Consider the following 24,142-nt stretch of genomic DNA (forward strand, 5'->3'; position numbering starts at 1 on the left):
ATGACAACTGTAACGGAGCAAACTCCGCGCCGTTCATTATTCTGGCCCTGTTTGCTGATTGGCCTTGGTTTGCTGGGCGCGCTTTCAGCAATCAATCTTTTTGAGGCCAGTTTGTTCGATATCCTTGAGCAGTTTTGGCCAGTCTTGTTGATCGGGGCTGGCCTTGATTTGTTGTTGGTGCGCAATCGCCCGAAGTTTGGGCTTGGTTTGGCGCTGCTTGTGTTGGCAATTATGGGCGTTTATGGGCTTACCTACACTCAACCCAACTATGAAATCTATAGTGAAACCTTAGCAGCGCCACAAATGGCACGAGTGGTGGTTGATCAACGGGGGAGCACGCTTAACATCAAGCCAGAAGTTCTCGATGGCCAAGCCTCGATAGCTGGGATTGTTCAAGCAAGCAATATCAATGTGCGCGAATTGCAACCAGACAGCGATCAAATAACGATTGTCTTGGGCCAAGATGACCCATTTGGTGGCAATAAAGAACCGCAAACAATCTTAGTCTCAATAAATCATCAGGTCGATTTCGATTGGGATTTAAGCAATGTAACCTTGGATGCTGATCTAACAGCGTTGCAAATTGGCAAACTTGAGGCAGAATTGCAGGCTGGAACTGCAACGATTGCCTTGGCTGAGCGCGGGGAATATCATTTTAATATTGATGCAACGACTTTAGCGCTAACCTTGCCGCCGGGCGTTCCGGTGCGAATTCATCGCGATGATACTGCTACTGCGTTCAACCTCGACCAAAGCTTGGATATTCAATTGATTGATGATGAAGTGTATAGCAGCCCAGGTTGGGAAGAGAGCGATGAAGCGTATCGTTTAGATATTTATCTTTCTGGCTCAGCTTCGAGCGTCAGCATTAAATAGCGTTTGTGCGTGCCAACCGAACCAAGCCCGCCACCATGACATTCATGGCGGCGGGCTTTTTGTTTAGGCTTGGGCTAATTCGACGTACTCTTGTTTGATAATATGATCGGCGCTGACTCCTGCCAATTGCAACAATTCGCTGATAATTTGGGTTTTGCTTTCAGCATCGCGAGCCGACCAAGTGCGGCTCTTGATTTCTAAATAGGTGCCTTTGGCTGGTCCACTGGTGATCATGTCGATGTTGACCGCGAAATCAACCTCGCCATACATAATCCGCCAGCGGCGACGATATTTCTCGACTTCAAGCACATTGTCGGGCGAGAAATATTCGCGATAGAAACGCAACGAGCGATCAGCTGGGGCGGTGTAGCGAGCGCGGGAAAGCAGCACTGCCGAGGGCAGATCTTCGCGTTCGTTGGGCATCGTCAAGGTCAAATTATATTTTGGCTCAATCCGCGAGCCATCAACCCGATGATCCTCGCGGTAGCGAATGCGGCCACGGGTTGCATCATCGAAGAGCAGATAGGTATCGTATTGCTTGCGTTCGCTGGATTTGGTTATTTCAACTGCATGCGATGCCAACAACGCTTCGACGCCACTTGCATCTTCTAAACGTGCTTTGACTTGAACTTCGAAGATTTCGGCCTGCTTGACTCCGCCGATGGCCAAAATTTTATCCAACAAATTGACTTCGCGTTGGCTGAGAAATTGATTGATGGTTTCGGCGATGCGCATGGCATTGATGCGCACTTCGTTTTCATCAAGGGTCAATAATTGGCGATCTTGCATCACCCACGCGCCATCGATCAACACGTGGCGCACATCGCCCGAACGAGCTGAGTAGACCAAGTGATTGTAGATTGCATCTTGGTTGTAGTTGTAGGCTGGGGCTGGCACAACGTGCAATCCACCAAGCTCAACAATCGTGATGTCGGCGCGTTTGCCTGTTTCAAGGCTGCCGACCAAATGGTCGAGGTGCACAGCTTTGGCGCCCATGCTGGTAGCCATGGCAAAGGCTTGTTTGGCAGTGACCACAGTTGGGTCGCCGGTAACACCTTTGGGCAAAATTGCTGCCAAGTGAACTTCCATCCACAAATCTTGGTCGTCGTTGGAGGCTGGGCCATCGGTGCCAAGCCCGACATTCACCCCAGCTTGCAGCATCTCGCCATATTTGGCAACGCCGCTAGCCAGTTTGAGGTTGCTGGTTGGGCAGGGTACTGCGCCAGCATTATGTTTTTTGAGCAATTGCATATCGCGTTTGTCGATGTGGACACAGTGGGCAGCAATACCTTTATCGGTAAAAGCATCCAAATCGGCAACATAGGCGATTGGCGATTTATCGACCAACTGGCGAGCTTCTTCGACTTCGCGGGCTGTTTCGCTGAGGTGAGTTACCAGCGGCACATCGAACTCGCGGGCCAAATCGGCGGCGGCGCGATAGATGGTGCTATTGCAGGTGTAGGGTGCGTGCGGGGCAATCGCCGGAATCACACGCCCATGGTCTTTCCATTGTTCAAAAAAGCGGCGGGTGCGCTCAAGGCCTTCATCGTAAGAGGCAGCATCGGGGGTTGGCCATTTCATCACGGTTTGGCCACAGATGGCGCGCATACCTGCTTGGTCGGCGGCGCGGGCAACCTCTTCCTCGTAGAAATACATATCGACGAAGCTGGTAATGCCGCCTTTGATCATTTCGGCACACGAGAGGCGCGTGCCATGGTAAACGAATTCGGGGTTGACAAAGCGACTTTCGACCGGAAACATATACCCATAGAGCCACACATCCAGCTGTTGGTCGGCGACGATGCCCCGCAACAAGCTCATTGGAACGTGAGCATGGCCATTGATTAAGCCAGGCACAATGGCATGATTGGTACAGTCGATCGTTTGATTGGCGGTATAACGCTCGCGTAATTCGCTGCTTGGGCCAACCGCAACGATAGCACCAGCCTGAATTGCCACCCCACCATCACGAAGGATCGTTCCTGCTGCATCCATTGTTACGACGATGCCATTAAGCAGCAGGGTATCAATTTGTTCTAAAGCCATTTGGCCTCCTTATGTTGCACAAAAGCACAAGCATCATCGCTTGTGCCTTAGATGGCAAATTTGAGTCCCGTCTGGCGGGAGGTATTCAGGTCATTGTACCACAATTTTGGTTAAATGTAGATCAAGCGATTGCTAAATGTTGGGCAAAAACATATTTAGTTGTGTTAACCAGGGTTTGTGCGCCCATAATAAACTCTTGGGTTTCTTGATAGTTGAGCACGCCATAGAGTTGGGCAATCCGTTGGCGCAAGGCGCTGCGGCCAGCATGCCAATAGCCCCAACCAGTGGCAGTTAGGCGCAAGCCCCGATCGTCACGGGTGATCCATTGCTGGGCCAAGAGAGCTTCGATCGCGCTTTCGGCGCAGATGCCCAAATAGGGCTCGACCGCGATCAGCAAATTGCAGCGCGAAATAGGGCTATGTTGTTTGATAATTGACCGCAAAATGATGCCTTGGGCTGGGCTAATGCCACAGGCGTGCCATGCCCAAGCTTTGGCATCGGCGCGATAGTTGCTCAGCGCTGTACAAACCAGCAATGCCCGTTCTTCAAAGGTGGCGGCTTTGTGGGCGCTCGGGCGGGGGCCATAGGCATACAGCAAATGGTCAAGGCAGGCTTGGGCTGGAATCGTTGCGCACAAACGCTCGCCATATTCGGCGACAGCTTGGGCTGCGGCAGTTGGCCAAAGATTCAATAATTCTTGAATTAAATCGGCGCGTTCGAGCAGATAGCTGGGATAGCGTGGCCCCGGCTCGTATTTGCCATGATCAAGCACGAGCCACCCTTGCTGCAAGGCCTTTTCGAGCACACTGGCAACAATCAACGGGGTGTAATAATGGAGATAATTGACATAACCGTGCAAGGTCTGGCGGGGATAGCGAACAACCGACTCGATTAATAACAAATCGCGCCATGAACCGCAGGTTTGTTTGCCGAAGGTGTGCCAACGGGGGTGGTCGATCAAGCTATGGTAAACAGCTTGGATGGCGGTGGGCAAAGAGTGTACTGTCATCATCGCGTGGCCTCCTCTGAAAGCACATACGCTGACTTTGACGCACAGATGCTCAGCTTTTGGTATGCCAAAAGTCACAATCTTATTGGTCTAAGAGTACATAGGCTAAGTAGGCCAAGGTTTCGCGGCTGGTAGCTTTGATACTAGCCCAATTCGTAGTTGGCGTATTGGCCTTGACGGGCGCGCCAAAGCTGGTAATGCCATAGTCGTGAGCCATTTTGAGCGCGCGCAAGAGGTGTGGCGGATCGGTCACAATTAATAAGCTATCGATCTGCTGGCGCTGCATTTCATCGCGTACTGCCAACAAGGTTGTGCGAGTGTCGCTGCCTTGGGCCACGCTGATGATTAAGGTTGGGTCGATTGATTGCTCAATCAAAAAATCATAGGCCACCGAGGCCTCTGAGCGGGTGTCGTTGAGGCCAGTGCCGCCAGAAACGATGATCCGGCGAGCATAGCCCAAGCGATACAGCCGAATTGCTTCGGTTAAACGGGCTTCAAGCACAGGCGATGGCTCGCCATCCCACTGAGCAGCGCCAAGCACCAACAAGGCATCAACTGGGCGCAATTCTGCTCGGTCAGCTTGACGCGCCACAATATAGCCAGTGCTGATAAAGAGCACGCTTGCCAAACAGATGCTGGCGAATAGCCCACGCAGGCTGCGGCGGAGCCATTGTTTTGCTGGTGATTGCATTGCGATCCTTTGCCCTAGGGTTGCTGATTTTGGCCCTATACTACCACGCTCACACGAGTTGGCGTGCAATCTCTGCTACAATTTTAGCATTAACGAAGTATGAGGTTGCAAATGACAGGACGTTTACCTTTGCTGACCCGCCGTGGCGATACCTTGCGCTACGACCGCGAAAAAGGCATTGTTGCTATATTAAATCGCCGTTTGTATCCAGCCGAAACTGTTTGGGTCGATTGCGCCGACCTTGAAGCTGTGGCGCGAGCGATTGAAACCATGGTAATTCAAGGCGGCCCGCCGCTGGCCTACGCTGCTGGCTATGGTTTGGCCTTGGCGCTCGATCACGCTAGTGATTATTCGTTGGCTGAACAACAAGCGGTTTTAGATCAAGCGCTTGAGCGTTTGCGCCGCACCCGCCCAACTGCCGACGATTTGCACACCATTTTGGCTGAAGCAGAACGCTTGGCCTTGCAGGCACTTAATCAAAATAAAGCGCCAAACGACGTGGTTTATGCTTATGTTGCTGACGAAATTCAGCGTGGCGACCGTTCGGCAGAGCGCTGTGGCGTGCGCGCTGCCGAGTTGCTGACCGATGGCGATACTATTTTGACGGTTTGCTACCCTGGCGCTGCGTTCAATTGGATGCTCTATACTGCCGTGGTTAAACAGGGCAAACAGGTGGCGGTAATGCCAACCGAAACTCGCCCATATGGCCAAGGCATTCGTTTGACTGCCTCGCAAGCCTTAGAAATTGGCTCGCAGGTGACCGTGATTAATGATAATATGTCGGGTTTTTGTTTGAGCCGCGATATGATTAGCGTCTATATCACCGCTGCTGATCGGATTGCCCTCGATGGCTCGATTGCCAATAAAGTTGGTACCTATACCAATGCTGTGCTTGCTAAACGCCATGGCGTGCCGTTTTATGTGCTGGGCTACGATGGCCCAGATATCAATACACCAACCGGCGCTGAGATTCCAATTGAGGAACGTAATGGCGATGAAGTGTTGATGATGAATGGCCAGCGGATCGCTCCAGCAGGCGTGCGCGGCTATTATCCAGCCTTTGATGTTACGCCACCAGAACTGATTAGCAGCATTGTGACCGATCGTGGAATTTATCGGCCAGCAATGATTGAACGCTATTTGGACGATAGCAGCGATGCACCATTAGATGTTATTCCATTGTTAGGGTAAATAAGTGGCCCAGTGCAGAGTTTTGCGCTCCGCACTGGGCTTGTTGGTTAATCGAGGCCAAGCCGAAAGTGATAGGCGTTGATAGTCAAGCCTTCGCGAAAATAAAATTTATGTGCTTGCTCGCGTTGCACGCCGCTATCAAGATGCAGTTCGTTGCAACCTTGGGCTTTGGCTTCGGCTTTAAGCCAATCTAGCAGCGCCTTGCCATGGCCGCTTGAGCGTTGGCTGGCTGAGGTGATGAGGTCATCGACATATAACAACATTCCAGCGTACAACATCTCCATAAAACGATAGCCTGCTAGCGCTTGAACTTCGCCATCTACCACAACTGCTGCCAAGTGATAGCCATGCTGTTGCATGCGTTGAATGCGGGCAACATATTCTGCCTCAACTAAGGCCGGGCGTAACTGCTGCATCACTGCAAAAGTGCTGGCAATCTCGGCGGCACTTTCCATGGGTTTAATTTGCATAGGTTTCTCCACAACAGCACAATCGTGGCTATTATCGCAGGTTTTTGCAGGGCTTAACATTGGATTCTCGCACCAAAATCCTTGCACTTGAGTGCAGATAATCTGGCACTTGGGTGCTAGCCCAGCCAACTACAATCCAACCACACGGGTTCGATTCATTGCGAGGAAACTGTATGGCACGCCAACAACGACTTGTGCTGGCTCTTTTACCAGTTGCGTTTGGATTAGGATTAATTGCCGATCTGCTGGGCTTGTTTCATCAAGCGTGGGGGATTAATTTTGGGATTTGGACGCTGCTCTCAAGCGCGGCGATTGTTGGCCTTAGTTTTAAGCAGACTCAGCCGTTGGCCAAAGAAACATGGCTTTGGCTGGGTATCGCCAATCTAGCAAGTTTGGGCTTTGTGCTGCGCGATAATGAAGCAATCTTGGTTTGGCTAGGCTTGTGTTGGGTGTTGGCGTGGATGTTGATTTTTACCCAGCCCTATCGTGCTCATTGGCAATTAGCCTCAATTCGGGGTTGGATTGTTTCAGGGGTTGTGGCTGGGCTTGGAGCGGCATTTTGCAGCTTTGGCGCAGCGCTGAATCTGCCGCTGCGAGGTGGTAATGGTACCAGCGCCAAATTGCGGCCAATTCTGATTGGCTTGGGCTTGGCCTTGCCGCTGTTGTGTATTTTTGGCGGCTTGTTTGCTTCTGCTGACGCGGTCTTTGAAAATATCTTTGCCGATTTGTTTAATTGGAATTTGGATTGGCTGTTTGAGCATGTGTTTGTGGTGCTGTTTGCCACGTGGGCGATTCTTGGCTGTGGCTGGATTTTGTTTGCCGCGCCAAAACCTGATATTTCGTTTAGCGAACGGCCAAGTTTGTTTAATCTTGGTAAGGTTGAAGTTGGCATTATTTTGGGCTTGCTGAATGCGTTGTTTGGCTTGTTTGTGGTGATTCAAATTCGCTATCTGTTTGGCGGCGAGCAACAAATTGCCGAAGGCATTAGCTATGCAGATTATGCGCGGCGCGGCTTTTTTGAACTGGTAACGGTGGCGTTGTTGGTCTTGCCAACCCTGCTACTTGGCAGTTGGCTGATCGAACAACGAGCTGAAGCGCAACCGCTGTTTCGGGTTTTGGCATTAGTGTTGTTGGTGCAAGTTGGGATTGTCTTGGCTTCGGCTGTTTCGCGTATGCTCTTGTACATCGATGCCTATGGCCTAACCGAATCGCGGATCCAGGCGACGGCGCTGATGATTTGGATTGTGCTGGTAGCGCTGTGGTTTGTTGCAACGGTGTTGCGCCAGCGCGGCCACTATTTTGCCAATGGTGCCTTGGTTGCAGCGATGATTGTGCTAATCGGCTTGGTTCTGCTGAATCCAAGCAATTACATTGTGCGCTATAACGCCAGCCATCGTGGGGTTGCCAGCTTTGATGGCTATTATGTGGGCAGTTTGGCTGATGATGCTGATGCAGTGCCCGCCATTATCGAGGTGCTGCCAAGCTTGCCTGCTGAGCAAAGCTGCCAAATTGCGACCCAACTTTTAGGCTACTGGAACGATGCTGACGAAACTGATGCTGATTGGCGTAGTACTAATGTGAGCCGTAACAAGGCACGAGAACTTGTGCGCCAAAACGCACAAAACTTGACCCAAATGAGTTGTCCAATTGATCGCTCAATGTGATCGTGGGTGCTGGTGGTAAGTGGTACAATTGCCCTCGCTATCGCCCAAACGCGAAGCACCATGCAATCAGCGCACTCTGGCAATTGTTGCCAGCAGCACCAAAATGGAGAACTAATTCGTATGCGAATGTCGAAACTGGCAACGAGTACCACCAAAGAAGCACCAAATGATGCAGAATTAATTAGTCACTCGCTGTTGGTGCGGGCTGGCTATGTCAAGCAACAATCAGCTGGCATCTACTCGTTGCTGCCCTTGTGTGTGCGTTCGACCCAAAAAATCTCGCAAATTATTCGCGAAGAGATGGATGCGATTGACGGCCAAGAGTTGTTGATGCCAGTCGTCACTAGCGCCGATTTGTGGCGGGAAACTGGCCGCTACGAAGGCGTAAGCGAAGAATTGCTGCGCTTCAAAGATCGCAACAACAAAGATATGGTGTTGAACATGACCCATGAAGAAGTGGTCACCGACATCATGCGCCGCTACATCAAATCCTATCGCCAAATGCCGGTGATGGTCTATCAGATTCAGACCAAATATCGTGATGAAGCACGGCCACGTGGTGGGATTATTCGGTTGCGCGAGTTTACGATGAAGGATGCCTATTCCTTCCACGCCACAATTGAAGATCTTGACCAATATTATGAGCAAGTGCTCAATGCCTACAAGCGCATTTACCAACGCTGTGGCTTGCCGGTCGAAATTGTGCAATCTGACCCTGGCATGATGGGCGGCAAGATTGCCCACGAATTTATGGCAGTTACGCCAGCTGGCGAAGATACGCTGATCTTGTGTCCAAGCTGTGGCTATTCAGCCAATCGCGAAGTAGCAGTTGCAGCGAATCCAACTTCAACTGCTGCGTTAGAAGCGTTGAGCCAAGGCGAAGCTAGCACTAAAGATTTGGCTGGCCACTTTGGGGTTGCGCCAAGCCGTGTGATCCAAATTAAGCTGTACAAAACCGCCGACGGGGTGTTGGTTGTGACCTATGCGCCAGCAGGCCGCGAAATCAACCACATCAAATTACAAAATGCGGTTGGCGCCGAATTGCAAAACGTTAGCGAAGCCGAGCTTGCCACCTATGGTTTGAGTGGTTTTGCTAGCGTTGCGCCACGCAGCCTGAAGGCCAGCGAAAACGTGCGCATCTTGGTCGATAGCGCCTTGACGACTGAACGCAATTTGGTTGGTGCTGCTGGCAAAGCTGGCCACTACGATCTCAATTTGAATTGGGAGCGCGATTTTATTGGCGAGGTCGTCGATTTAACCGATGTGCTCGAAGGCCAGCCATGTAGCCGCTGTGGTGAACCATTGACGATTGCCCGTGCCATCGAAGTTGGCAATATCTTCAAGCTTGGCACCAAATATTCAGCAGCAATGAAATGTATGTTTGCCAACGAAAAGGGCGAAATGCAACCAGCAATCATGGGCTGCTATGGCATTGGCGTGCAACGGATTTTGGCCTCGTTGATCGAGAAATTCAACGACGCCCGCGGCATGATGTTGCCAATCACCGTTGCGCCATATCAAGTGCATGTGGTTGGTACCGATTATCAAAGCAATGCAGAAACCAAGAGCGTCGCCGATCAGCTCTATACTGATTTGCAAGCCCAAGGCGTGACGGTGCTGTTGGATGATCGCGATGTGAATGCTGGCAACAAGTTTGGCGATGCTGATCTGATTGGCAATCCAATTCAGGTGATTATTGGCTCACGCGGCCTGAAAAATGGCCAAGCAGAGGTCAAAATTCGCAGCACTGGCGAAACCACCATGGTTGCTTTGGCCGAGCTTCTGAGCCATGTTTTGGGTGTGCGCCAAGCAATGTTTGCCAGCCTCAGTTAATTTTTGATCCACGAAGAGCACTAAGCACTATTTAGCCCTACTTTGTGCTCTTCGTGTCCTTCGTGGATCATAACTCCTAACCCTTATCTTCTCAAAAAACTACTAAATAAGGCGATTAATTGTTGTGCCAACTCAGTTTTGGCTTGGCGCGCGAAATTCCAGCGCTGGCCATCGCGGCTAAACACGGTGACGGCGTTATCGCTTGCGCCAAGCGCGGTGCGGGCATCGTTGGCAACGATTGCATCAAGCCCTTTGCGGGTAAGCTTGGCTTGGGCATACTGCTCAAGATCATGGGTTTCGGCAGCGAAGCCAATTTTTACAAAGCCTGTGCGCTCTTTGAGGCTGGCCAAAATATCAGTTGTATGGGTCAATTGCAAGCTCAGCGATTGATCGCCTTGCTCGGTTTTTTTGATTTTATTATCGGCCACACTAACTGGGCGATAATCGGCCACGGCGGCAGCCATAATCAACATATCGCAGCCCTGCTCGATTGCGTGCTCGATTGCTGCTTGCATGGCGGCGGCACTTTCTGCATAAATATGTTGGGTACCAAGCGGCGGGGTGGCGCTGGCTGCGCCAATAATCAAGCGTACATCTGCGCCAGCATCACGGGCGGCGGCGGCCAAGCCAAAACCCATTGCGCCCGATGAGCGATTGCCGATAAAGCGCACTGGATCGATCGCCTCGTGGGTTCCACCAGCGCTAATTACCAAGCGTTTGCCAGCCAACACGCCGAACTTTTTGCCAAGCGCTAAGCGGATTTCGGCCTCGATCTGATCGATCTCCGCCAACCGACCAACCCCAACCATTGGCTCGGCCATACGTCCAGCGGTTGGTGGAATAATCTGCACGCCACGGCTTTGCAAGGTTGCAACATTGGCTTGGGTGGCGGCATTGGCCCACATATTGACATTCATGGCGGGAGCAAGCAAAATCGGCGCACGCGAGGCCAGCACGGTGGTGGTCAACATGTCATCGCTCATGCCCATGGCGAGGCGGGCAAGCGTGTTGGCGGTAGCTGGGGCAATGATGATTAAATCGGCGCGATCGCCAATCGTCACATGGCCAATATCGGTTCCCTCGGAAAGCTGCCACATATCGGTATACACTGGGCGATGGGTCAAGGCGCCAAAGGTCAAGGGCGTGACAAACTTGGTCGCTTCTTCAGTCATTACAACATCGACCAAGGCTCCCACCAAGCTCAGATTGCGCGCCAATTGCACCACTTTATAGGCAGCGATACCGCCAGTTACGCCCAGCACAATCCGCCGATCAACCAATGACATAGCAAATACCTCAATTAACAATGGCCACTGCGCTGTGATTAAACAGCAACAATGGCCATAAGAGTTGCCAAACTTATTTGAACAAAGGAGTGCCGAGCCATGAGGCTGCTTGTTGGCGTTGGCTTGCGCTTGGTTGGCTGACCAAACTCAAGCTCAAGTGATCGGGCTGTGGTTTGCTCAAGCTCACGGGCAAGTGCAATAATTCATCACGGCGGAAGAAACTTAGTTGCACGGTTGCGCCAATTGGATAATCGGCCAGCCGTTTGTTCAAGCTATCTTCGTCGATCCGCCAGCCATCGAGCGCAATCAATTCATCGCCTGCGGCCAAGCCAGCTGCGTCAGCATCACCGCCATCGAGCACATGAGTAATTTGCACCCGACCATCGACAGCTTTGGTACGCACGCCAAGTTGAGGCCGTGGATTGCCTTGCGCATCGCGATCTTTGTAGCCCCATTGGGTTTGGATGCCAACAGTGGCGAAAGCTTCTGCATAGGGCAATTCGCTTAATCCATCGATATACTTGGCGAAGTAAGTGCTCCAATCGCTGCCAGTGAGGTCTTGCAGTGCTTGCTGCATGCCATCGGCTTCGGGAATGCCCGGGCCTGTGAGGGGGTATTTTTGATACAGATAGCGAATTAAATCGTCGAGCGATTGCTGGCCGTTGCTGTGCTCGCGCAATTGCATATCGAGCACCAGCGCTGCCAACGCGCCCTTGAGATAATAGGAAACAGTGCTGTTGGGCGTTGATTCATCGGGCCGATAGAACTTGATCCATGCGTCGAACGATGAGCTGCTGAGACTATGCACCAAGCGGCCAGGCGTAGCTTGCAAGGTGGCAATATCATCGGCCAAGCGCTCAAGGTAGCGCTGTGGCGTCATCAAGCCAGCCCGCACCAACATCAAATCGGTATAGTACTCGGTAAAGCCTTCCATGACCCACAACAAGCGGGTGTAATTCTCACGGGTGTAATCGAAGGGGCCAAGTGGCGCAGCCCGTAGCCGCTTAACATTCCAAGTATGGAAAAATTCGTGAGCAATCAACCCTTGAGCGCGTTCATAGGTTTTGCTGGGTTTAAAAACATGGCGCGGCAATAGCAACGAGGTCGAATTGCGATGCTCTAAGCCGCCATAGGTATTGGCTCCAGCCAGTAGCACAATAAATAAATAATAATCGTATGGCAACTCGCCCCAGAAGGCATGTTCAGTTTCGACAATTTGCTTGGTATCGGCCAAAACTTGCTCAATATCCTCGTTGCCATGGCCCCAAACCACCACCTCGTGGGCTTTTTCGGCTACCTCAAAGCGATAGCGCCGCAACTCGCCGACCTCAAACGGGCAATCCATCAACTCATCGAGATCGTTGGTTGAATAGCGGCCAGCGGTCAATTGCGGCAAGCCGGTGGCAATTTCCCAAGTGCTGGGCAATTCGAGTTGTACACTGTAGCTGCAATCCTGATAATCGGGCAAATAGAGCAAGGTGGCGGCTGGCACGATGTGAGCATGGGTTGCATCGACATGATTGGTGCGCACGGTTAGTTCATAACCATACACTTGGTATGTTACGGTGATAGCGCTGGCTCCATTGGTTTGCACCTGCCAGGTTAAGCGATCGGTTTTGTTGATTGATAGGGCTTGGCCAGCGGCGTGGGCCTCGACAAAGCGCACATGGCGAGCATATTCACGGAGTAGATACGAGCCTGGTGTCCATGCTGGCAATTGCAATGACGTTTCAGAACCCGTTAAACCCTCAATCCGCAGTGTGACGTTGATGATATGGCGTTGAGGTTGAGGAATAGCGAGGGTGTAATCAAGGACAACAGACACAGGCAGACTCCTTTAATCTTTATCAGCGGCAACGGCATAGCCAACCGTGCTTCCGGCAATCAAGAGACCAGCGGTGGTGAGCATGGTGTCGTGTTTGGTGATTATCGCAATCACCAAGCCTAAAACCCCTGCAAACCAGGTGATCCGAGCAAGTAATAAAGCCTCACGGCGCATGAGCAGCACTCCTCTAAAAGTGAGTTGCTATCAGTGTAGCTTAAAAAAAGTCATTCAACAAAGTACGTTGGGGATCGGGGATCGGGGATTGGGGATCGGAACTTATCAAGCAGCAGCGCAGATTTCAAGCTTGCAAACAATCAAAAGCCCATAGCCAAATCGCAACAAACAAAAACGCCTATCGAAATGCTCGATAGGCGTTGGGGCGATTGAATCCGCTGCTTAGAAGATGCCTTGGCCACCACCAAGGATATTGCATGGATCGTAGCGATTCTTGGCGCGGCGAAAGTCGTTCCAAACCTCGCCAAAGTGTTGTTTCCAATCGTTTTGGCTGAACTCGATTGCGCCGATCGCGTAGCGATTGCCGCCGAGATCGCGGTTGGTTTCGAACATCTCGCGGTTATCGGCCAACATCGCGTTGATCACTTCAGGGATGTTTGGCGCGGTGCGCAAAATATCAAACAAGAAGACGATTTCGCCATCGGGAACGCGGAAGAATGGCTTGGTAAACTTGTTGGTCTTGACTGGATAGAGCAAAATTGGGCCTTGACCAGTATCTTCGAGGGTCAAGGTTTCCAAAATATTGCCAACAAAGTTGTTGACATGGCGGCTCTTGATGAAGAGGTCAAGCCATGGATGTGGCAAGAACCAAACTCCAATCGAGCGCAAGAAGGCTTCAGTTGGAGCCAAGCGATTCAAGAAATCGAAGTAGCTGGTATCGCTGATAACTTCGGTGCCTTGGGTATAGCGCAAATTGCGTAGCAAGCGGTTGTTGTTGGGCTGCTTATTGGCTGAATAGAAGCTGACTGCTTCGAGCATAAAGTTCCAGCCGCCGCCAGCTTTGGCCACAACTTGGCCTTCGACATATTCAAAGCGCCCATCGCGAATCAAACGAATTTGATCGTCGGTGAAGGTTTCGATGTCATCGTAGAACAGGTTGAAGACGCGGGCGCTGGTTTCGGCACGCACCAATTTGAGCTTAGCGCGCACGATAATTGCAAATTGACCCAAGCCACCAAGCACCGATTCGAATAAATCTTTGTTGCGGTTTTTTGAACAAGTTTCTAAGTTGCCTTCGCCGGTGACAACGGTCAATTCAAGCACGTTATCAATTTGCACACCGTGTTGATGGCTAGCCCCGCCAATCCCGCCGACGCTCAATGTACCGCCGATTGACAGCTCGATATAGTCGGTCATGACTGGTGGTGTAAGGCCTTGGGCTAAGGTCGCATCAAGCAGTTGGTGCCATTTCAGGCCTGCGTCGGCAATAACATAGTCGCGGCCAATTTCGTGCACTGTGGCTAAGGTGCTCATATCAATCACAACCCCGCCTTGAATTTGGGGTTGACCATAGGTTGAGTGTCCTTGACCACGGCCTGAGATTTTGATGTTGTTATTTTTGGCAAAGCGCACTAGTTTGACAATATCATTGGTTGAGCCAGGCTTTAACACCGCATTTGGCGTGCGGTGAATGATGTGGCCATAATCTTCGGCAGCTTCGGCGCGAGTTGCAGTATCGGTGTAGAGCACACCATCGAACGTTGGGAAATTTGGCGCGAGTTGCTCGGCGGCGTGAGCTGAAGTGACCCACGAACTGGTAGCCCGATCAAAACCGACTACCACAGCACCTGCAACGAGACTTTTCAAGAATGTACGGCGGCTAAGTTGCGTCATAACGTCCCTCGTTTTCGGTAAAAAAAAACTGACCGCAAATTCACCACCTAAGAGCTATGACGAAGGGCTGGAATGAGGTGTTTGGCGTGAATCTGCGCGTCAGCTTTTGCATCTGTCCTGACTGCATCTATTCTATTATGATGATAGTACTAGGCTCAATAGGCCAATAGTCTATGCTTTACATAGGCTGTATACGGTACTTAAGGGTACGCATGGCTGTCGAGAGTGCTTCTTGCAAATCGCTGGAGGTTTGAAAAATAGAAAGATCAATCCCAAGGCTTACAACCACTTGGGCAACATCAGGAGTCATACCACATAAAATAACGCCAGCTCCCAGCAAATTACACGATTGCGCTGCTCGAATCAGCACATTTGCAACTTGAGTATCAATTAATGAAACTGCCGTAATATCCAAGATCACGACCGAAGATCGGGTGCGCACGACATGCTCCAACAAGAGCGAGATCATGCGTTGGGCACGGTTGCTATCGATGGCCCCGATTAAGGGCATCAACACCACGTTGCTAAAAATATTCAGAATTGGGGTTGAAATTTCATCGATAGTATACAGCAGCCGCTCCTCGGTTTCGCGGGCCGCCTTCAATTCCTCGACCCGAGCCTCAAGCTCAGCCAAGTGCTTTTGATCTTGTTCGCGTGAAATGGCTAGCTCTTTGCTAACCCGATTGACCATATTGGCCAAAATGCCGAGTTCATCAAGCCGATCAATGGTGAGGTGTTCAGCGGCCTCGCCTTGAATAACTTTGCGTAAGGTACTCCCAATCGTGCGAATCAGCGCCCGATCTTCACGCGAAAGCCGCGGTTGGTTGGTCGATGCAGGAGGTGCTGGTTGCTCTGGGCGCTCTGATTGATCCATAGAAGTTATTTCCAAGAAAGATGTAACTCGCAAAAGGCAGCGCCATCGCGGATACATTTCGAATGCTCAATCTGAACATCGCGGGCATTGAAGCATTCTAGTGCGCCTTTCATTGCCCCTTGTTCAAACATACAATTATACGGTTGTTCCATTTCGATGATTGCGGTTTTATCGCCAGTTATTCGGCTGCGCCATTCGCCACCATTGCCACGGGTTGCGTAGAGCCAAATCATCGGAATCGTTGTGATCACGTCTTCGGGCTTTTCGATGCCAACCGCGCGAAATTGGGCTTCCAGCGAATAATAAATATTCTTGCCAACATCGATCACCAAGGCTTGATCTTGATCTTCGAAGCTGTTGAGCATGGTTTCTAAGAGTTGGCCATGATACCATTTATCAGGATCAATCTCGTCCAAGACATCAAGCATCTCCGGTGTACAATGTTCGGAGGCAATGGTCGAAATTAATAAGAAGATACCACCTTGCGTTAATGGCGGGCCACTCCGGTCTTGACCAGGGTCAGCATAGGCAGTCAGGTCAAATGGTGCATGTCGTTCAAAACGATACATTAGGGTGCCTTTCAGTTGCAATGGAGGTCAAAGCCTGAACAGTGCCATTATACGCGTTCTTGCAAGAGTTCCTGAACTGAATTTTTGGCTTTTATTAGTTATGTTTTCCTATTTTTTGGCTAGTACGGGTGAGGATTGAGTTGCCATATCAGGTGATATAGCAGGCTTTTATCCACCTTTGAGGGGATTTTTCGGATGAATTTTGATCAAGAACAGCAGTATCGCCACGAAATGGTGCAAATTGGCCGCTGGCTCTATGAACGCGGCTGGACTCCTTCGTATAGTGGCAATTATTCAGTTTTGCTCGATGAGCAACGAATTTTAACCACCCCAACGGGGTATTGCAAAGGCTTGCTCCAACCAGCCGATTTAATTATCGTCGATCGCCAAGGTGTCCCGCTTGACCCACAGACCCCCTTACCATCGAGCGAATTGTTGATGCATTTGGCAGTTTATGCTGAACGCCCCGATGTGCACGCCTGTGTCCACGCCCATCCGCCATGTACTATTGCCTGTAGTATTGCTGGCATCGAGCTGACCCAACCATTGTTAGAAGATATTATTCTGACTTTGGGCAAAATTCCAACTGTGCCCTATGCGCGGACTGGCACGGCAGCCTTGGGCGAGGCGATTAAGCCGTTTATTCGTGATCACGATGCGTTGGTGTTGGATCATCATGGCTCGTTGACCGTTGCTAGCAGCTTAACCAAAGCCTTCCATCGGACTGAGCAAGTTGAACAAGCTGCCACAATTATCTCCACTGCCCTCAGTATGGGGCGCTTGCAACCCTTAGCTGCTGAACATGTGGCCGATCTGTTGGCAGTGCGGCGTGCTCGCGGAGGTAACCCCAAGGCTGAGCCGTTGTTGCCTGAAGCTTAACCGCTTGGGCTAGCCCACGTGCCCCCAAACAGATTAGGCTGTTGGTACTATGTTTGCTCTTGGAGTTGGTTGATCTGCATGCTATTTTGTGCTATGTTTGCGCTGGTAAAACTGCTGCGGTTCTGCTTATGACCCAACGTACTCGTAAACCCACGCTCAAAAGTCGGGTGGAAGCCCTTGAGGCTGAACGCCATCAAACCCAACGTGCTCTCGATGCGCTCTATCGCATTGGGCTTGCTTGTCGTGGGCAACAGGATTCGTTTGAGTTGTTGCGCACTATCTACCAGGAATTGCAGACAGTTTGGCAGTTTGACGCCTGTTTTATCGCCCTTTCCGACCAATATGACGATAGCGCCTATCGCATTGCTATGTTGGTTGATGAAGGGGTGATTGAGTTTAGCGAACACGACCCGATTGGCCCGCTGACTGGCTATTTGATTCACCAGCGCCAGCCGTTGTTGTTTCGCGACCTGACGATTGAGCGCGAATCGATTGGCTTGCCCCGACTGTTGCAATTTGGCAGCGATAAGCTCTCGCGCGGCTGGATGGGCGTGCCTTTGGTAATTGGCACCTCGGCACTGGGCGTGATTTCGCTCCAAAGCTATACGGTTGGCGCATTCGACGAGGCTGATCTTGATCTGCTGACGCGGATTGCTAACTCGATGGCGGTGGCGCTGGAAAATGCGCTGCTTTCGCATCGCCAAGCTGAATTAACTGGCTCGTTAGAGCACCAAATCGAGTTGCGCAACGCCGATTTATTCGTGATCAGCGATATTGCCGCGATGCTAACCCAGCAGCTGCCATTAACCGAGATGTTTGGGCTGGCGCTCGATTTTATGCTGGAATTGATGCATCTCAATGCTGGCGTGGTCTGTTCGCTCAATGGCAACGAGTTGCAGCCGATTGTGCAACGTGGTTTGCCCAACGGTAGCTTGCCCGAATCGTTTATGGCGCTGGATTCGATTTTTGGAATTGCAATTAGCAGCAATAGCGCAATTGTTGATCATCAGAGCCAATCCAAATATTGGCAAATGGCCCAACTCAACCACCTTGCTACCACGCTTGCCATCCCATTGCGCCGCCATGAAACCGTGATTGGCGTGCTCTTGGTTGGCCAAACCGAGCAACGGGATTTCAAAACCGAAGAAGTTGAATTGCTCCAAGTGGTCAGCAATCAATTGGCTTTGGCCCTAGAGCATGGCAATATTCTGGCGCAGCAACGCCGCCAAATTGCCGAATTAGAGGCGCTGAGCGCGATTAGCGCCGCAACGGTACGCGCACTCAATCTCTCAACCTTGCTGCATCAATTAAATGATGCGATTCGCTCGTTTTTGCCAGTCGATGTGTTTTATATGGCGATTTACGATCCCGAACGCCAATTATTAACTGATAGCATTGCGATTGAGGACGATAACGAAGCGACCTATCTGAGCGAAGAGGCGATGCCGCGCAAAGGCTCATTTACCGATTGGGTGCTGAGCAAATGTGAGCCATTATTTTTGCGCCATGTTTCGCGTGATATTCGCCATTATCCGACGATTATTCGCCGCACGATCAAAGGCGCGCCGTCGGAAAGCTGGCTGGGCGTGCCGATGCTCGATGCCAATCGTCGGCCTTTGGGCGTAATTGCGATACAGAATTATCAGCCCTATGCCTTCAGCGACCGCGACCGCTTTTTTCTGCAATCGGTGGCGAGCCAAGTCAGTTTGCATGTGTTGAACGTGCAGCTCTATCAGCAGCGCGAACGCCAATTGGCCGAACTCAACGCCTTGCAACGCATCAGCAGTTTGCTTGGCTCAACGCTTGAAATTGAGGCCATGCTGCGGGCGATTGATGCAGTATTAACTGAGTTTTTGCATATCGATGGTTTTTTTGTGATGTTGAATCAGCCAAAAACTCACATGGTCGAGGCAGTGTATGCTTTGAATCGTGAGGGCGAGGGCGATTTTCGTTGGATGATTGGGTTAATTCCACCAGAGCACACGCCAACGTGGGAAGTATTGCATACCCGCAAGCCATTGCGTTTTGGTGATATTTCGCAGGAAACCGCAACCGAGGTTGCGGCTGAAGATAATAATGTGCGAATTTCCTCTGAGCGTACCAAGGCATGGCTCGGCGTGCCGCTGAACGACCAAACCACCAACGTGATTGGGCTGATTGCGATCCAAAGTTTTCAGGCCAATGTATTTAGCACCCGTGATGAGCAATTTATGGCGCAGCTTGGTCAACAGCTGACCTTGGCGATTCAAAATGCGCGCTTATTTGCCCAACGCGAACGCCAATTAAACGAGTTGAATACGCTCAAATTGGTTGGCGAATTGCTCAACCGCACCATGGATATTCACGAGATGTTCCGTGGACTGAACCCATTGTTGACGTCGTTTCTCAACATCGATGGCTTTTATATCTTATTAAATAATCCCAAAACCTATGTCATTGAAGATTTGTGTGTGGTTGAGCGGGGTGAGTTGCTTGATTATGGCTCGATGATTGGGACATCGCTGCCCAAAAATACACCCACAGCCTGGATTTTGCGCAATGCCAAGGCGCTGCGCTTCAACAACACCATCACTGATATTCCCACCCTCTATCCTGAATTGAAAACCGTGCAGGTTAACGATGAGGTGGCCTTGTCATGGCTTGGCACGCCGTTGATCAACCACCGTGGCGAGGTGCTCGGCGCAATCACGACCCAATCGTTGAATGCCAGCCATTTCAGCGAGAGCGACGAGCAATTTATGTTGCAGGTGGCGCATCAATTGGGCTTGGCAATTCAAAATGCCCGTTCGTTTGCGCAACGCGAGCGCCAATTAGCCGAGCTTGATGCTCAACAACGGATCACGCAATTGGTCACCTCGACCCTCGATTTGTATGAAATGCTGCGTTCGTTGGATCTGGTGTTGCGCAGTTTCCTCAATGCCGATGCCTTCCAAGTGGTGATTGGCAGCGCCGATCGGGTTGAAACGGCAGTGGTGCTCGAAGAAGGCCACGAAGTTCAAACGGCGGTAATCGGCCATCCCTTGCCTGAAGGCTCGCTGACCCGCTGGACGTATCTGCATGTCAAGCCGCTGCGCATGAACGATATTTATCGCGATTGGGCGTTGCACCCCGATTTAGTCGAGCCGCCAATTCCGACCAACTCTGGTTTTATGCACTCGTGGCTGAGCGTGCCGCTGATTGCTTCGGCCCAACCTTTGGGCGTGCTGGCAGTGCGGGCAACGCGGCCAGCGGCGTTTGGGCCAAGCGATGAGCAATTTTTGTTTAATGTTGGCCGTCAGTTGGCCTTGAGCGTGCGCAATGCCCGTTTGTATGCTGCTGAACAAACTGCCCACCGCACCGCCGAAACCATGCGCGAAATTGCCCGCGTGCTCAACACGACGTTCAATCCCGATGAAGTACTCGATTTGATTTTGCGCGAGTTGCGCAAAGTGATTACCTTCGATTCGACCTCGGTGATGTTGCCATCGAATAATTTACTGCGGATTGTCGCCCGTCAAGCCCAAGATGAGCAATTAGCGGTTGAATGGCGCGAATTGACCTTCCCTCTTGATCTGACGAGTGGTGCAGGCCGGGTGATGCTGAGCGGCAAGCCGTTGGTGGTTCCTGATACGGTTAGCGATCCGCAATGGACGCGCTCGCCGATGCCCAGCGTTGTGCGCTCGTGGATTGGCGTACCCTTGATTAGCAAAGGGGTTGTGCTGGGCGTGCTGAATATTAATTCGTTGCAGCCCAATGCTTTTACCCAAGGCGATACCGAATTGGCCATGACTTTTGCCAACCAAGCAGCAACTGCGCTAGAGCATGCTCGGCTCTATCAAGAATCGGTGACGCGGGTTGAGCAAGAATTAGAGATTGCGCGCCAAATTCAGAGCAACTTGTTTCCGCGCAGTTTGCCTATGGCCCAAGGCGTCGAGTTGGCAGCCGTCTGTTTGCCAGCCCGCGAAACTGGCGGCGATTTCTACGAGGTGACCGAGTTGCGTGATGGCCGTTGGGCCTTGATGGTCGGCGATGCTTCGGGCAAGAGCATTCCAGGCGCGATGTTGATGGCGGTGGCGCGTTCGATTGTGCGCTCGGAAGCATGGGATCACGAAACACCACAAATCGTCATGCAAGAAACCAATCGCTGGGTCACAATGGATATTCCACGGCATACCTTTGTGGCCTTGGCCTATGCGACCTTCGATATTGCTGATAATACGTTGGCCTTGGCGAATGCAGGCCAGCTTGATCCAATTATTCGACGGGCGAATGGCGATTTGGTCTATGCAACTGCGCCCGGCCCGCACTTTCCCCTGGGAATTATGGCTAACACGCCCTACGAAACCGCCAGCTATCAGCTTGAGCCAAACGATATGGTCTTGTTCTACACCGATGGCGTAGTTGAATCGAAGAATAACAGTGGTGATATGTGGGGCTTTGAGCGCTTCGAGGAGTTGCTGCGCCACCACAATCATAGCCTAACTAGCGCTGAATGGGTTGATTTGGTAATTAACGAAATTAATCAATTTATCGGTGATCATCCACAACACGACGATATTACGCTAGTGGCGCTTAAAGTTGCTGGCGCTTAATTATGGTCTGGCATGCTGATGGTAAAGGTCGTGCCTGATTCTGGATTACTGACCACCCCAATTGTGCCCTCGTGAGCTTCGACCGCTAATTTACAGAAATATAAGCCTAAGCCTGTGCTGCGTTGGCGGGCATATTGCTGCTCGCTCAGCGTCGTAAAACGATCAAACAGCGAGTCTTGCAAGGCCTCAGGAATGCCAGGCCCATTATCAATCACTTGGAAATTAATGGTTCCAGCTGTTTGATAGGCAATTAATTTAATTTCAGTTTGAATTGGCGTATGCTTGATGGCGTTTGAAAGCAGATTGCTCAAAACCCGCCGCATCAAATCGCCATCGATCGTCGCATATAGCTCTGCATCTGCCTGAATTGAAATAACTTTGGCTTCTTGCTCAGCCCACGAACGCAGCTCGTTGGCCACATTATTCAGGAGTGGGGCGATTGGCACATGTTCGCGGTTGATGCTCATATGGCCTTCTTGCAAGCGTGCAGTATCCAATAAATCGGAAACCAAGCCAACCAAGGTGCGCGATGAGCGCCGTGCACCCTCGACCAACTCGCGTTGGCTTTCTGGCAAGTTTTGGCGCCGCAGCAAATCAAGATAATTGATGATCACGGTCAGCGGATTTTTGAGATCGTGGACAACCATCTGATTCATTTGTTCGCGCAATTGCTCGCTGCGTTGCAATTGTTGGTGCTCGGTTTGCAAGGCGCTATACAAGCGGCTATTGATAATACCGTTGGCAAGGTGCGCCGCAACCGATTGCAACACGCCTTCGCTGCGAGCATCAATCTGTTGATCAGCATTGAGTTGTAAGAACAAAATCCCAATCAACTGGGTGCGGTGTTGTAATGGAATCAAGTAGGCTGGTTGTTGATTGACTGCTAAGGGCTTGAGTGGGCCGGTAAGCGCGCTTATATAGGGTAAATCGGTAACGGTCAGCCATTCCATTGGGAAGGCGCTAAGCGGCAGGCTCAAGGCTTGGTGCGATGGCTCGCCTTTGATCAAATAATGTTGAGCTTGAATCTGCAAATGCTCTGTATCAAGCAAGCCAACTGCGGCCAAGGCTGGTTGCAGCATATTGGCCAAGCTGGCAACCACGCGACTGATCAAAGCATCTGCTTCTAATTCGAGCGTCACGGTATAGCTAATATCGACCAAGGCTTGCAAACGGCGGCTTTGCTCGCGATCTTGGGCCACCAAGCCGACTGCTTGCTGCAAGAGGTCGAGTTGATCTTCGGCCAAGGCAAATTGTTGGCTGAGTTCGCGGCGCAAACTTGGGCTGGTGCTGCGGTCGCCTGCTTCAAAGGCATTCAGCAATTGGCTCATGGCGTTCTGAAAGCCTGCTTGTTGGCGTTGCAACGTGCTTTTGAGCAACAGGCCCTCGACGGCGCTGGTCAACGAGCCAGTGCGCTCCACGCCGCGAATCACGCCATAGGTAATGGTGCCAATCGCCGCGAGCAACAGCACATGATAGCTCCAAAATGATAATTGCCATAGCTCGCCATACAAGGCAGCCAAGGCTGTTTCGGCCAACAGAATCGCCGCAATGATAAACGTTGCTAAGGGCAAGGTTGGGTTGGCTCGCCATTGCTTGCCATAAAACCAAGCCGTCCAACCAAACAAGGCCACCGTAAGCCAAACGATAAACGGAAAGACGTTTGGCGCAAGGCTGCGCATTTCGTTATGCAATGAATGCTGGCTAGCGTTGCTGATTGGTTGTGGCGTTGTAACTGGCACAGGCGCTGTGTCGGCGCTAAGCTGGGTTGGCTGGGTGGTTGGCGCTGGCGCAGTAATGGTGCTCGGAATATAGGCCATCATCAAGAGCGCATACGCGATCCACAGCCCAAAGCCAAACAGCATCCAGCGTTGCCACGAACGAATTAGGCCTTCTGCCAGCCGTTGGCTCATGCTCAAGGCAAAAATGATCGAGGCCACGAAGAGCGCCAAGGGCGTCGACCATTGGGTTGCAACCGAGGTATTGCTAAACATCACCCCGGGCGTGGCGATCGCATGCACCAAAAACATCAGCGACATGGCCAAAAAGCCTAAGCCAAGCATTAATGCCCGACCATCGCGGCGCACTAAGGCTGCCCGAATCATCAAACCAATCATGCCTAAACCGATTAACAGGGCAATTGTGACGATCCAAAAATGGCCAGCTGGCGATTGAACCCGCAGATCGAGCGCAGGAAACAGCCGCAGGATAATCAGCAGAATTGGGCCTAACGCCAGCCCGCCGATCAAACTCCAGGCAATTGTTGGTTTTGGCTTGCTTGCGTGCGCCATAAAAATACCTTGTATAAAGTCCCTAGCCCATTATAGAGCCAAACCCGCTAGAACGTACATTACCGTTACATGATGATCGTTCAAATGTCGCCTTTGGTTTAACCTTTAAGCGTGATTTTGGCCAATTTAGGATTTTCTAATCTTCATTAAAATGCGTTTAGCCACTGTTCATAGCGTGTGGATAAGCAAGTTTTGCACCGTTAGAATCTGCTAAATAGCCAA

The 24,142-nt window shown here is 51.3% G+C and carries 17 protein-coding genes; 6 read left to right on the forward strand and 11 right to left on the reverse strand.

Annotated elements, in window-relative coordinates:
* The gene (locus SE18_RS21655) at positions 1-876 is read left to right on the forward strand and encodes a LiaF transmembrane domain-containing protein (RefSeq protein WP_054536561.1); all 876 of its coding nucleotides are present in this window, start codon (positions 1-3) and stop codon (positions 874-876) included.
* A 63-nt stretch (positions 877-939) separates the two neighbouring features.
* Here the strand turns inward: SE18_RS21655 and SE18_RS21660 are convergent, their stop codons facing one another.
* The 3 genes from SE18_RS21660 to SE18_RS21670 form a co-directional block, all read right to left on the reverse strand.
* Positions 940-2,922, reverse strand: coding sequence for an amidohydrolase family protein (locus tag SE18_RS21660; protein WP_054536562.1), 1,983 nt, complete (start codon positions 2,920-2,922; stop codon positions 940-942).
* Between the two features lie 121 nt (positions 2,923-3,043).
* Complete coding sequence (locus SE18_RS21665; protein WP_054536563.1) at positions 3,044-3,934, reverse strand: hypothetical protein; 891 nt, start codon at positions 3,932-3,934, stop codon at positions 3,044-3,046.
* 79 nt (positions 3,935-4,013) lie between these two features.
* Positions 4,014-4,622, reverse strand: coding sequence for a YdcF family protein (locus tag SE18_RS21670; protein WP_054536564.1), 609 nt, complete (start codon positions 4,620-4,622; stop codon positions 4,014-4,016).
* A gap of 111 nt (positions 4,623-4,733) precedes the next feature.
* On the opposite strand from SE18_RS21670, the gene SE18_RS21675 reads away from it, so the two are divergent.
* A complete protein-coding gene (locus tag SE18_RS21675) occupies positions 4,734-5,813 on the forward strand; it encodes a s-methyl-5-thioribose-1-phosphate isomerase (RefSeq protein WP_054536565.1) in 1,080 nt (359 codons plus the stop codon).
* Between the two features lie 47 nt (positions 5,814-5,860).
* Here the strand turns inward: SE18_RS21675 and SE18_RS21680 are convergent, their stop codons facing one another.
* Complete coding sequence (locus tag SE18_RS21680) at positions 5,861-6,283, reverse strand: GNAT family N-acetyltransferase (protein WP_054536566.1); 423 nt, start codon at positions 6,281-6,283, stop codon at positions 5,861-5,863.
* Positions 6,284-6,456: 173 nt separating this feature from the next.
* Between SE18_RS21680 and SE18_RS21685 the strand changes: the two genes are divergently transcribed.
* Positions 6,457-7,947, forward strand: coding sequence for a DUF4153 domain-containing protein (locus SE18_RS21685; RefSeq protein WP_054536567.1), 1,491 nt, complete (start codon positions 6,457-6,459; stop codon positions 7,945-7,947).
* A gap of 120 nt (positions 7,948-8,067) precedes the next feature.
* Positions 8,068-9,780 (forward strand): proline--tRNA ligase, encoded by a 1,713-nt coding sequence (locus SE18_RS21690; protein ID WP_054536568.1) that lies wholly within the window; start codon positions 8,068-8,070, stop codon positions 9,778-9,780.
* 83 nt (positions 9,781-9,863) lie between these two features.
* Here SE18_RS21690 and coaBC read toward each other — a convergent pair whose 3' ends face one another.
* The 6 genes from coaBC to SE18_RS21715 form a co-directional block, all read right to left on the reverse strand.
* Positions 9,864-11,066: a bifunctional phosphopantothenoylcysteine decarboxylase/phosphopantothenate--cysteine ligase CoaBC gene (coaBC, locus tag SE18_RS21695; RefSeq protein ID WP_054536569.1), complete on the reverse strand. Its 1,203-nt coding sequence runs from the start codon at positions 11,064-11,066 to the stop codon at positions 9,864-9,866.
* 73 nt (positions 11,067-11,139) lie between these two features.
* Entirely contained in the window at positions 11,140-12,891 is a 1,752-nt protein-coding gene (locus SE18_RS21700; RefSeq protein WP_054536570.1) for a M61 family metallopeptidase, read from the reverse strand.
* A gap of 12 nt (positions 12,892-12,903) precedes the next feature.
* Complete coding sequence (locus SE18_RS27605) at positions 12,904-13,065, reverse strand: hypothetical protein (protein ID WP_160319538.1); 162 nt, start codon at positions 13,063-13,065, stop codon at positions 12,904-12,906.
* A gap of 222 nt (positions 13,066-13,287) precedes the next feature.
* Positions 13,288-14,739: an FAD-binding protein gene (locus SE18_RS21705; protein ID WP_054536571.1), complete on the reverse strand. Its 1,452-nt coding sequence runs from the start codon at positions 14,737-14,739 to the stop codon at positions 13,288-13,290.
* Positions 14,740-14,917: 178 nt separating this feature from the next.
* Entirely contained in the window at positions 14,918-15,613 is a 696-nt protein-coding gene (locus SE18_RS21710) for an STAS domain-containing protein (RefSeq protein WP_054536572.1), read from the reverse strand.
* A 5-nt stretch (positions 15,614-15,618) separates the two neighbouring features.
* Positions 15,619-16,182 carry a hypothetical protein gene (locus tag SE18_RS21715; RefSeq protein WP_054536573.1) on the reverse strand — a complete coding sequence of 188 codons (564 nt, stop codon included), beginning with the start codon at positions 16,180-16,182 and terminating at the stop codon, positions 15,619-15,621.
* 195 nt (positions 16,183-16,377) lie between these two features.
* Here SE18_RS21715 and SE18_RS21720 point away from each other — a divergent pair, with 195 nt between their 5' ends.
* Together SE18_RS21720 and SE18_RS21725 are read left to right on the forward strand one after the other, a co-directional pair.
* The gene (locus SE18_RS21720; protein ID WP_054536574.1) at positions 16,378-17,061 is read left to right on the forward strand and encodes a class II aldolase/adducin family protein; all 684 of its coding nucleotides are present in this window, start codon (positions 16,378-16,380) and stop codon (positions 17,059-17,061) included.
* A 128-nt stretch (positions 17,062-17,189) separates the two neighbouring features.
* Positions 17,190-21,632, forward strand: coding sequence for a GAF domain-containing protein (locus tag SE18_RS21725; RefSeq protein ID WP_152976717.1), 4,443 nt, complete (start codon positions 17,190-17,192; stop codon positions 21,630-21,632).
* Here SE18_RS21725 and SE18_RS21730 read toward each other — a convergent pair.
* Entirely contained in the window at positions 21,629-23,920 is a 2,292-nt protein-coding gene (locus SE18_RS21730; RefSeq protein ID WP_054536576.1) for a sensor histidine kinase, read from the reverse strand. The two genes, SE18_RS21725 and SE18_RS21730, sit on opposite strands and share 4 nt — an antisense overlap.
* Between the last annotated feature and the right edge of the window lie 222 nt (positions 23,921-24,142).

The sequence above is a fragment of the Herpetosiphon geysericola genome, assembly GCF_001306135.1.
In the GTDB taxonomy this organism is placed as follows: domain Bacteria; phylum Chloroflexota; class Chloroflexia; order Chloroflexales; family Herpetosiphonaceae; genus Herpetosiphon; species Herpetosiphon geysericola.

What these genes read in the sequence shown, in the direction of transcription:
- coaBC (WP_054536569.1), bottom strand. Translation starts at nt 11,066, where the DNA reads ATGTCATTGGTTGATCGGCGGATTGTGCTGGGCGTAACTGGCGGTATC.
- SE18_RS21675 (WP_054536565.1), top strand. Translation starts at nt 4,734, where the DNA reads ATGACAGGACGTTTACCTTTGCTGACCCGCCGTGGCGATACCTTGCGC.
- SE18_RS21665 (WP_054536563.1), bottom strand. Translation starts at nt 3,934, where the DNA reads ATGATGACAGTACACTCTTTGCCCACCGCCATCCAAGCTGTTTACCAT.
- SE18_RS21680 (WP_054536566.1), bottom strand. Translation starts at nt 6,283, where the DNA reads ATGCAAATTAAACCCATGGAAAGTGCCGCCGAGATTGCCAGCACTTTT.
- SE18_RS21720 (WP_054536574.1), top strand. Translation starts at nt 16,378, where the DNA reads ATGAATTTTGATCAAGAACAGCAGTATCGCCACGAAATGGTGCAAATT.
- SE18_RS21685 (WP_054536567.1), top strand. Translation starts at nt 6,457, where the DNA reads ATGGCACGCCAACAACGACTTGTGCTGGCTCTTTTACCAGTTGCGTTT.
- SE18_RS21655 (WP_054536561.1), top strand. Translation starts at nt 1, where the DNA reads ATGACAACTGTAACGGAGCAAACTCCGCGCCGTTCATTATTCTGGCCC.
- SE18_RS21710 (WP_054536572.1), bottom strand. Translation starts at nt 15,613, where the DNA reads ATGGATCAATCAGAGCGCCCAGAGCAACCAGCACCTCCTGCATCGACC.
- SE18_RS21705 (WP_054536571.1), bottom strand. Translation starts at nt 14,739, where the DNA reads ATGACGCAACTTAGCCGCCGTACATTCTTGAAAAGTCTCGTTGCAGGT.
- SE18_RS21670 (WP_054536564.1), bottom strand. Translation starts at nt 4,622, where the DNA reads ATGCAATCACCAGCAAAACAATGGCTCCGCCGCAGCCTGCGTGGGCTA.
- SE18_RS27605 (WP_160319538.1), bottom strand. Translation starts at nt 13,065, where the DNA reads ATGCGCCGTGAGGCTTTATTACTTGCTCGGATCACCTGGTTTGCAGGG.
- SE18_RS21690 (WP_054536568.1), top strand. Translation starts at nt 8,068, where the DNA reads ATGCGAATGTCGAAACTGGCAACGAGTACCACCAAAGAAGCACCAAAT.
- SE18_RS21730 (WP_054536576.1), bottom strand. Translation starts at nt 23,920, where the DNA reads ATGGCGCACGCAAGCAAGCCAAAACCAACAATTGCCTGGAGTTTGATC.
- SE18_RS21725 (WP_152976717.1), top strand. Translation starts at nt 17,190, where the DNA reads ATGACCCAACGTACTCGTAAACCCACGCTCAAAAGTCGGGTGGAAGCC.
- SE18_RS21715 (WP_054536573.1), bottom strand. Translation starts at nt 16,182, where the DNA reads ATGTATCGTTTTGAACGACATGCACCATTTGACCTGACTGCCTATGCT.
- SE18_RS21660 (WP_054536562.1), bottom strand. Translation starts at nt 2,922, where the DNA reads ATGGCTTTAGAACAAATTGATACCCTGCTGCTTAATGGCATCGTCGTA.